We start from the raw sequence: 8,900 nt of genomic DNA, 5'->3' as shown, positions 1-8,900 counted from the left end.
CAATCCCAAACCGATGGCGGCCAAATCCGGTCTAACCGTAGCTGCGGATGCCCTCCGCGGTAGATGTCGTGTGGTGCTACTCTGCGGCCGGATGATGTGCGGGCCAGCGCGGTTGGGAACTGCCGGTCCGTGCCTCTGAAGTCCCGTCGGCGGGGTCGATGCCAACCCGGTCGACGAAGAAGGCCCGCGCGGTGCCGACTACGCCGTCTCCAGCTCGGACGAGGCGCCTGACCTCCGCGCACCGTCGGATCAGTGCCGGGGCACTCAGGCCCGGAGCCCAAGCGCTGGTGCATAGTCGCGGCGGCGGATTGGTTGGGTGAGGATCTCGACGCTGTCGGTGGCCTGGTCGATCGCGCCGGGGAGATGGCCGAGCGGGCCGTCGGGCCGGTGTCCGAGCCGGGTGAGGAGGGTTCGCAGCGGCGGATCGCTGATTGCATCGGTCAGTGCATGGGTGAGGCGTTCGCCGCCGAGTACGTGGATGTCTCGGGAGTGAAAGCGGCGCGGCGCGGGGTCGACGGGCTCGGCCAGACCAAGCCGGTTCGTGGCGGCGGCGAGATGACTGGCCGCGGCACACAGTGCCGCTTCGCGTTCCCGCCACCGCGTCGCGCGCAGCGCGTGGTGCAGGTGCTCACCGATCTGGTCGGCGAGGGTCAGCTGCGCGAACGCGGCGGTCAGCCATTTGCCGGAGGGAGCCCAGCGGCGTTCGAGGAGGAATCCGATCCGAACGAGGTCACGGGCCACGCGGGCCACGAGCATCCGCGAGCCGAGGTCGTCGCCGCGACCACCGGTGCGGCCGACGAATGGTTCCTCCTGGCTGACCCGCAGCCAGCCGGCGGCCAGGACATAGCGCCAGATGTCGTCGGGGTACCACGCCAGCGCCCGACGCCGCGTGGTGAGCAGATCGAGCGGGTCGTGCAGGACCACGCCGCCGGTGAGGCTGGCCAGGATCTGGGTCGGGACCAGTAGCCAGTCCGTCAGTTTCATCCCGTCGGCGGGGTCGACGCCGATCCGGTCGACGAAGAACGCCTGCGCGGTGGTCACCTCCACCTGATGGTGTGGCCGGCCGCCGTGTCGATCGCTGTCGGGGTAGACGACCGGGAAACCGTCGAACCGCGCAGGCAAACCCCCCAGAGCGGCGTCGATCGGCGTGGCGTCGAAACCTGGCGGGACGAACAGCTGCACGCGGGGGCCGAAATCGTGATCCGTGGAAATCTCGTCATCGAAGCCGAGAACCTCGGACCCCTCACCGAGCAACGCGGCAGCGTGGGGAACGCCCGAGACCAGCGGCCGCACCGCCCGCTCGTAGAACCGTCGAGAAAGATCGCGACCTGACACCGTTCTGCGATCCTCCTCAAAGCGTCCCGTCATGGCACAGGCGCCTCATCGTCCTCGCTACCGCCACCTCTGGGCACCTGGGTTTTCGCCAGCCACCGGGCCATCCGGGCCAGTCGCGATCTCCAGGTTCCGCCGCACAAGCAGGCCCCCGATCCCCAGGACGTCGTCGAGCAGCCGCCACACACGTCGATCTCCTCGGCGGTGCAGTCGATCAGAACCTTGACCTCCACATCACGCTTGCCCGGATCCGCCGTCACGAAGAAGCCCTGTTCGCATGATCCCAACATGGTCGTCCAGGTGGGGCTCGAACCAACTCGCGACGCCCTGACCAGCACCTTTCCGTGGCGCTGGATCTCAAAGCGATAGATCGCGAACCGCATGCATCCAGGTCAGGGGCATGATCATCACATGGGTGGAGCGGGTGGGGCTCGAACCCACGACCGACGGATTATGTGTGCCGCCCTGCCCATGTTGATCGGTGCCGTCACCTGTTGTGAGATGACGTTGGGCCTGGTCAGCGGCCAGCGCCCTCTCGCCCCCTGCCGGCTTAGCTCAGTGCATATCGCGCAGTCCGGCATCACGACGTCACCACCACACCTAGATTCACCATCACGCAGAGTAGCCAATGATCGTCGGGATTCGACCCGAGCGATCGGTGACGGTCATGCTCGCCGCTCACATCGTGATCTTGAAAGGCATGGTCCTCGCCGGAGGCAGACCTCGCCAACCGCTACGTCGACGTCCGCCTGTTCGGCGCCGTCCTGTCCACCGGCAAGACCCGCTCGCTCGGACAGATCCGCGGACCGCTCCAGAACGGCATGGCCCGTTCCATCGACCCCCGTCATCCCGTCGACCACACCATCACCCGAGTCATCAGGCCGACATCGACAAAGGCAAGCACACCGAGATGGGCGGCAAGTGGACCGTCCCCTACGGCCTGTATCGGGCCCACCTGCACTACTCCGCCCCCCGCGGCATCCAGACCGGCGTCACCGCAAAGGACCTCGACCTGCTCCTGCGCACCCTGATCAACATGTTCGACCACGACCGGTCCGCTACCCGCGGCGAGATGGCCACCCGCGGCCTGCACGTCTTCAGCCATCCCGACACCTTCGGCGCCGCCCCCGCCCACACCCTCGCCGACCGCATCAGGACCCAGAAGATCAGCACCGGCGAACCCCGCAGCTTCCACGACCACAAGATCGACGTAGACGATGACCATCTGCACCCTCACCCGCATCCCAGGATGACCGCAAGGGGTCAGTGTCCATGAAGCGCCGACAACAGCCTGCCACGGACCGACGCGCCACGAGCATCACCAAGACTCCGAGTCAGGGCCGTCTCTCTGGAACCGGCTGGTGAGCTCGAACCTTCGTCCACTCGATTACAAGATGAAACACTACGTATCGGAATGTACTGGCATATGCCGCGCAGTGCCGTTAAATCCCGGTCAGGGCATTTTCGCTGTCGGGTAGTGCCGGCGAGTGTCGCGGCGTACCGGAGCATCCGCGCACACAATGCGCGCCCATGTCGGCGGACCTTGGTCATCGCCTGGGCGATGCCGACGCCTCACCAGCCCGTGTCGCCAAAGACTTTTCCGGTAGCGCTCTGTAGCCGGTCATGGAACGGATAGATCGGACCCATGCCGTGACCTTCGGGCGTAGAAGGCCTGCGCCGTTTGTCGGTCGCTCCGATGCCACGCCCCGGCCGCTCTGCGTAGAGCTCGTCGCAAGCATGGCACCATGCGCTGACCGCCATGCATCGCCTCAACCATCGGGGGTCGAGGCTATCGACGCGTCCGTCGATCCTCACGTGACAGTGAGGATGGGGGTGAGCCCCGCACCGGCCGGCGTGGAGCTCGCATCTCGGAGGAGTGAACGCCAAGGACGATCTCTCCGGAGGTCCGGGGGGGGGCAGAGAAGATCTTCGAGTCGGGTGGCGACCTGGCGGTAGCGGCTGACCGGTACGAGGTGCACACCGGCGAAGGCGCCGCTGTCGCGTAGCTGTAGCACCTGGTCGCAGGCTGCTTCGACCCCGGCGGTCCGGTCTCGTTCGACTGCTTGGACGAGGTCGTCGGGGATGTCGATGTCGGGGATCGTTGCGGCGAGGCGGCGGGCCATCCCGGCGCTCGCGAGGACCATCACGCCGGCGTAGACCGGCAGTTCGACCGGATGGGCGTCGCGCCAGCGCAGTAGAGCGTCTACCGAGTAGCTGACCTGTACGAACAGGAAGTCGGCCGCTCGTTTCCATGCGGGCAGTGGACGCACACCGGCGGCGGCTCCGACCCGGAACGCTGGCATGTCGGCGAAGACCGGATCCTCGCTGGCCGCGCGGGCCTCGTCCATCATCGCGCGCACTGTCAGGTCGCTGGTCCGGTTCCCGGCGGTGGGTTTGTCGCCGTGGACGAAGAGGAACTCCTCGACGCCGTAGGCCGCTGCGGTGAGCAGGTCGCGGCGGAAGCCGAGCAGGTTACGGTCGCGGGAGTTCACGCAGGCGATGCTGCGTCCCCCCATCGTCTGCACCTCGTGGGCGACGGCGATGCTCGACACGGTCGCTCGTCCGATGTGGTTGTCGGGGATCAGGAAAGCGTCGGTGACGGGGCTCAGGACGCCGATCTGATGGCGGGCGTGGGTCAGGTCCGGTCGGGTCGGTGGTTCGATTTCGCAGATCAGCTCGAAGTTGCGTGCTGGACGTTCGTGACTTGCCGTGGATTCCCGCATCCGGACAGGATAGGGCGCCGCGACCCCCAACCACAGCCGTCACTGAACCGCACGGTGCGCTGCACCTGTCCAGCCGACCGGGGTCTGTCGAAGTCCGGTTTGTGTGTCGGTGGGTGGTGATGCTCGGCAGCAGGGTTAGAGCGGCGTCACCCGGCGCTGGGGTCGGTGTCGTCCGGTGAGCGGTTCGCTGCGATCCAGGTGTGGACGTCGTCCTCATCCCAGAAGCGGCCGGCCGGGGTTCACCTGGGGATCACCCGCTTTGCGGAGATCTACCGTCAGAGCCAGACCGCAGCGGTCGAAGCACGCGAAGTCAGCCGTCACCATGAGTCGCCCAGACCGTGACGCCTGAGGCGGATGCGACGTCTGTCGACGGAGAACAGCAGGTCTGGTCTGCCTGCATCACGGGAGAACCGGATCCCGCCTCCGGTGACTGTTGGTAGAAAGATCCGCGTCGGCCGTCAGGTCCAATTTCCTGCCGAAGTGGGCTTCGAACCCGCGCATGTCACTGCTGGCGGGTGCCGGGCCCCGGAAGGAACGAACAGTCACGGAGCGCAGCGAAAAACGCTGGTGGACCTCGTATCGTTACCTAGATTCCGTCAACCACGCTAAATATTTACTTTTGGTAGTCGATCTACTACTCTCGGGTGCCCCCAACGGGGCTCGCTACAGAATAGTGCAGGTCCTGCCAGGGGCTTCGCCGCTGGAAGGCTGGTCGTCGAGGGGAACTTCCTGGTCGGCTCTCTACGGGTGCGAGCGGTGGACCATGCGCCAGACCGCGCGGTACCACCGCCGGGATGATGGGCAGATACGGCCGGCCGCCACCCGCTACGGCAGGCGGAGCCTCTCGGTGGGCTGCCCGGTGAGCGCGGCGATCAGCTCGAAGTCCTTGTCGACGTGCAGTACCACCAGCCCGGCGAGCTCGGCTGTGGCGGCGATGATCAGGTCGGGGACGGACGGTGCGCGGTGGTGCCCGGTGCTGGCGAGCAGCTCTTGGATCTCGACGGCTCTGGCTTCGATACGGGGCGTGGTGTTCTCGACGGGCATCGCCGAGACCAGTGACCGGCGTAGCCGGACGCGGAGATCCTGAGCGGATCGTGCGGAGAAGCCGACCTCCAGGATCGTGACCGTCGTGATCCGGATCAGGCCGTGCTGGATGTGGGACAGCCACCGGTCGGCGTCGGGGTCTCGCTCAGCCGGACGAGGGCGGACTTGTCGATGAGCCAGCGCCGTGCCGTCTCGGCTGTGGCGGTCACGACCAGGCCTGCCGCATGACCTCCGGGTCGGCGAGATCGCGGAATGCGGCACTGAACCAGCGCAGGTCGTCGAGGGTCACCGGGGTGACCGAGCGTGCCGCATCCTGGGCGAGCTGCCGGCGGAGGTACTCGTTGCGGGACAGGCCGAGCCGGGCGGCGTGCGCCTCGACAGCGGCCAGCACGTCATCGGGCACGCCACGGATGAGCACATCGGACATCGGCCGCACCTCCAAGCGATATCCCATGCTGTCAGCAGCCGTGGCCCGTGGCCCGTGGCCCGGGCAAGCGGCGGGATTGTGGGCCGTCGTGGCTTCATCGGCGGCTTCCTTGGGACATCACCGCATTCGCGGGTGTTTTATCCAGAAGCCGTTGCGGGACCTGAACAGGAGCACCTCCATCGCCGAGCTGATCATTGCCGGCAGGCCGGGGCCGCTGCGGAGGACGTTACCGACTGCGTCGGTGACGTCGGTCAGGAGACCGCGATCCTCGGCCGGACGGCCCCGCCCAGCTCCGTAGCTGTCGATGTCGCGTTGCACCTGAAGGCCACCCAACGTGCGCCCGGGTACCGAATCCCGTCGAGCGTGCGGGACCCTCTAGACTCGTGCTTGATAGTGCCGGGCCTCAGGGGCAAGGGGACAGGCAATGGCGACCGTGGCGCGTGACCGGTTGGCGAGGATGTTGCGCGGCGACACGGAGACCGCGTTCAGCGTGGAGCTGACGGCGAGCACGGATGACCTGAGCCTCGAGGTCGAGGGCATCGGACCCGTCACGTTCCCGGTGCCGTACGCGCAGGCCCRCAAGCTCCTCGGCCTCGGTCAGCCTGCCCGGTTCGGTCGCGGTGAGGAGACGCTGATCGACCCGGGCGTCCGTGACACGTGGGAGATCCCGAAGAACCTCGTTCATGCCACGTGGGACGACGACGCGTTGAACGTCATCCTKACAACGGCGAAAGATGAGCTGGGCCTGCCGATCGCCGCCGAGCTGACCGCCGATCTTCATTCCCTTCTGGTGTACGAGCCGGGCCAGTTCTTCCTCGCTCATCAGGACAGCGAGAAGGACGACTCGATGATCGGCACCCTGGTGGTGACGATGCCGTCCACCTACACCGGCGGCGAGCTGGTGGTCAGGCACAACGGCGAGCAGCGGGCCTACCGGGGGTCGGAGACGGAGCTGTCGCTGGTCGCCTTCTACGCCGACTGCCGGCACGAGGTCGCCGAGGTGCGGTCGGGGTACCGGATCGCGCTCACCTACAACCTCCTGCTGCGTGGGGACACCTCCTTGCCGGAGGGCGACGAGGGAGCAGTCGCCGAACTGGCCGGTTTCCTTCGTGAGCACTTCGGCACACCGGTGCTCACCTACCGCCCCGGAGCCGCGTCCGACCCGCCGAACCGGCTCGTCTACCTCCTCGACCATGAGTACACCCCGCGCGCGCTGGGCTGGGATGGGCTGAAGGGCGCCGATGCCGCGTGCGTGTCCCTGCTGCGGGCCGCGGCCGAGCGGGAGGGGTACGAAACCGTCCTCGCGCTCGCCGACATCAAGACGACGTACAGCGCGTACGAGGCGGACGACGACTACGGATACGGCGGAGGACGATGACGAGGACGAGGACGACGAAGGCCCTGACGGCTCGGCCKACTACGAAGTCCAGGAACTGATCGACGTCGACATCACGCTCACACACTGGACCGGTCCGGGCGGCGACCGGCTGGAGGCGACCTCGCTGTCCGTCGGCACCGACGAGGTCTGCGCGTCCACCGGGACGGACGACCTTGAGCCCTATACCTCGGAGTACGAGGGCTACATGGGCAACTGGGGCAACACACTGGACCGCTGGTACCACCGCGCGGCGGTTGTCGTATGGCCGCGCGAGCAGGCCTTCGCTAACCGTGCCGAGACCTCGCCCGCCTGGGCGCTCGACGCGCTCGCCGAGATGGCGCCGGCGAACGCGAAGGCCGCCGTGGCGACACTCGAGCCGTTCTGGGACGGCGTTCTGCGCGCACGGTCGCCGCGGGACGAGGACAGGATCTCCGGGATTTTCGGCAAGGCGCTGCGAACGGCGGACGTCGTGGCGGACGCGGCGACCGCGTCGATGCTGCTGCGCCCGTTCCGCGTCGAGAACCTGACTGTGGAGGACGCCGCGCCCTTCGCGAAGCTCGCCGGCCGGTACGGCCAGCAGTGGACCATGGAACTGCTGCGGACGTGGGCCGGCGCGGGACAGCCGACCTGGGCGATCGGCGGACCGGAACGCAAGCGGTGGGTGGCGGGATCGCTTCCCGGTCTGTGCGCGGGGCTGCACGCCGCGCACGGCGCCGGCGCGGCGACCGCACGGCTGCTTCTCGACCTGGCTTGGGAGTGGCTGCGTGAGGCCATCGGCATCGCCATCAGGTCGTCATCCCCCCGCCACCGCGACAGCGGCCTCGACGACCTGGGCGCACCGCTCGCCTCGGTGCTGACCGCCGCCGCGACCGGGGCGGCGAGTACCCGGGACTCGGCGGCCGGGTACCTCCGGCGGCAGCCGGACACCGTCACCGCGCTTGTAATGCCCGCGCTACGCGCCGCGGCGGGCCTACCCGGCGACGGCCCCCGCGGCGAGGCGGGTTTCGGCGCCCTGGCCGCGGACTGCGCCGCGCGGCTGCGTGCCCGGCTGGCCCTCCCTCGGCGCGTGCCCACCGACTGGTCGATCGAGCTGCCCGCCGGCGGCTGCACCTGCGACCTGTGCGACACCTTGCGCACGTTCCTGGCGGACCCGGACCGGCGCACCCTCGAATGGYCGCTCGCCGAGAAGCGCAGGCAGCATGTCCACTCCCGGATCGACATCGCTGAACTGCCCGTCAGTCACGTCACCCGGCGCCAGGGCCGCCCCTACACGCTCATCCTCCACAAGACCGACGCGCTCTTCACCGAAGAGGCCAGGGCACGGGACCGGGACCAAGCCGACCTGGACTGGCTGGCTGCCGAATGGCACCCGATGTGATCATCTACTCCCGTGAGGCCGGGCTGGCCAAGCCGGCAGGCGTCCTCTTCCGCATTACGCCGTTGCCATGACGGAGATGCCGCTGCCGGAGGGTCGGGTAGGCGGCGACGCGGGCGAAAGGTGAATGCCGCGCGGCCGTCCTGTCTGCGAGGATCGGGGTATCCTGTACTCCGCACGTTTGGTTTTCATGCTTTGACCTGCCCGTTTCGTGATCACGGGGGTTTGGTCGGGTCTACTCCGAGGAGGTTGAGTACGCGCTGCTGGAGCGGTGTGGGCCGGGGGATGTAGGCGGGCTGGCCGTCGCGGGCGGGCACGAGACGCAGGCCGGAGAGGGCTTCGAGTAGGAGCCGGCCGGTGGGCTTGGCGGGTCGGCCAGCGTAGAGACCGGCGACCGTTCCGGTCGGACCGGTGGAACGCYGGACCTCTCGTTCGATCAGCGAGAACAGCAGCAACGCGAGGCCGACGACGTGGAGCAGTCCGTGGATCCGCTTGTTGTTCTCGAGGTAGATCGGGTCGGCCTCGAGCGGGCCCTTGAACGCGCCGTAGCGCCGTTCGGAGGCTTCCTGGCCCTTGTAGTCGACGAAGACCGCGGCGGTGTCCTTCTCCTCGACGGTCTGG

7 protein-coding genes and 2 pseudogenes are annotated in these 8,900 nt (G+C 68.0%); 3 read left to right on the top strand and 6 right to left on the bottom strand.

What is annotated here, in order from left to right:
• Nucleotides 1-264 precede the first annotated feature (264 nt).
• Together BBK14_RS05550 and BBK14_RS39620 are read right to left on the bottom strand one after the other, a co-directional pair.
• On the bottom strand, nt 265-1,335 hold the full coding sequence (locus tag BBK14_RS05550) for a DUF4037 domain-containing protein (protein WP_083390740.1): 1,071 nt from the start codon (nt 1,333-1,335) through the stop codon (nt 265-267).
• A 29-nt stretch (nt 1,336-1,364) separates the two neighbouring features.
• Nucleotides 1,365-1,715 (bottom strand): hypothetical protein, encoded by a 351-nt coding sequence (locus BBK14_RS39620; RefSeq protein WP_241831184.1) that lies wholly within the window; start codon nt 1,713-1,715, stop codon nt 1,365-1,367.
• Nucleotides 1,716-2,081: 366 nt separating this feature from the next.
• Between BBK14_RS39620 and BBK14_RS05540 the strand changes: the two are divergent.
• Nucleotides 2,082-2,608: pseudogene (locus BBK14_RS05540) on the top strand (type I CRISPR-associated protein Cas7).
• 535 nt (nt 2,609-3,143) lie between these two features.
• On the opposite strand, the gene BBK14_RS05535 reads toward BBK14_RS05540, so the two are convergent.
• From BBK14_RS05535 to vapB, 3 genes are all read right to left on the bottom strand, one after another.
• Nucleotides 3,144-4,055 carry a methylenetetrahydrofolate reductase gene (locus BBK14_RS05535; RefSeq protein WP_241831182.1) on the bottom strand — a complete coding sequence of 304 codons (912 nt, stop codon included), beginning with the start codon at nt 4,053-4,055 and terminating at the stop codon, nt 3,144-3,146.
• 825 nt (nt 4,056-4,880) lie between these two features.
• Nucleotides 4,881-5,360 (bottom strand): PIN domain nuclease, encoded by a 480-nt coding sequence (locus BBK14_RS05530; protein ID WP_020464514.1) that lies wholly within the window; start codon nt 5,358-5,360, stop codon nt 4,881-4,883.
• Nucleotides 5,305-5,526 (bottom strand): type II toxin-antitoxin system VapB family antitoxin, encoded by a 222-nt coding sequence (gene vapB, locus BBK14_RS05525; RefSeq protein WP_041255148.1) that lies wholly within the window; start codon nt 5,524-5,526, stop codon nt 5,305-5,307. Before vapB ends, BBK14_RS05530 begins: the two co-directional genes overlap by 56 nt.
• A gap of 424 nt (nt 5,527-5,950) precedes the next feature.
• Here vapB and BBK14_RS39615 point away from each other — a divergent pair, with 424 nt between their 5' ends.
• Together BBK14_RS39615 and BBK14_RS39610 are read left to right on the top strand one after the other, a co-directional pair.
• Entirely contained in the window at nt 5,951-6,904 is a 954-nt protein-coding gene (locus BBK14_RS39615; RefSeq protein WP_241831180.1) for a 2OG-Fe(II) oxygenase, read from the top strand.
• Nucleotides 6,905-7,109: 205 nt separating this feature from the next.
• Nucleotides 7,110-8,282: a hypothetical protein gene (locus tag BBK14_RS39610; protein ID WP_241831179.1), complete on the top strand. Its 1,173-nt coding sequence runs from the start codon at nt 7,110-7,112 to the stop codon at nt 8,280-8,282.
• Nucleotides 8,283-8,494: 212 nt separating this feature from the next.
• On the opposite strand, the pseudogene BBK14_RS38090 reads toward BBK14_RS39610, so the two are convergent.
• Nucleotides 8,495-8,900: pseudogene (locus BBK14_RS38090) on the bottom strand (IS1634 family transposase); the annotation flags it as partial.

This window comes from Parafrankia soli, from assembly GCF_001854695.1.
Classification (GTDB): domain Bacteria; phylum Actinomycetota; class Actinomycetes; order Frankiales; family Frankiaceae; genus Parafrankia; species Parafrankia soli.
The sequence above is the reverse complement of the archived record's forward strand: the minus strand, read 5'-3'. Positions and strand labels throughout refer to the sequence as shown.

Excerpts from the sequence above, each read along its gene's own strand:
- BBK14_RS39620 (WP_241831184.1), bottom strand. The coding sequence starts at position 1,715 with ATGCGGTTCGCGATCTATCGCTTTGAGATCCAGCGCCACGGAAAGGTG.
- BBK14_RS05535 (WP_241831182.1), bottom strand. The coding sequence starts at position 4,055 with ATGCGGGAATCCACGGCAAGTCACGAACGTCCAGCACGCAACTTCGAG.
- vapB (WP_041255148.1), bottom strand. The coding sequence starts at position 5,526 with ATGTCCGATGTGCTCATCCGTGGCGTGCCCGATGACGTGCTGGCCGCT.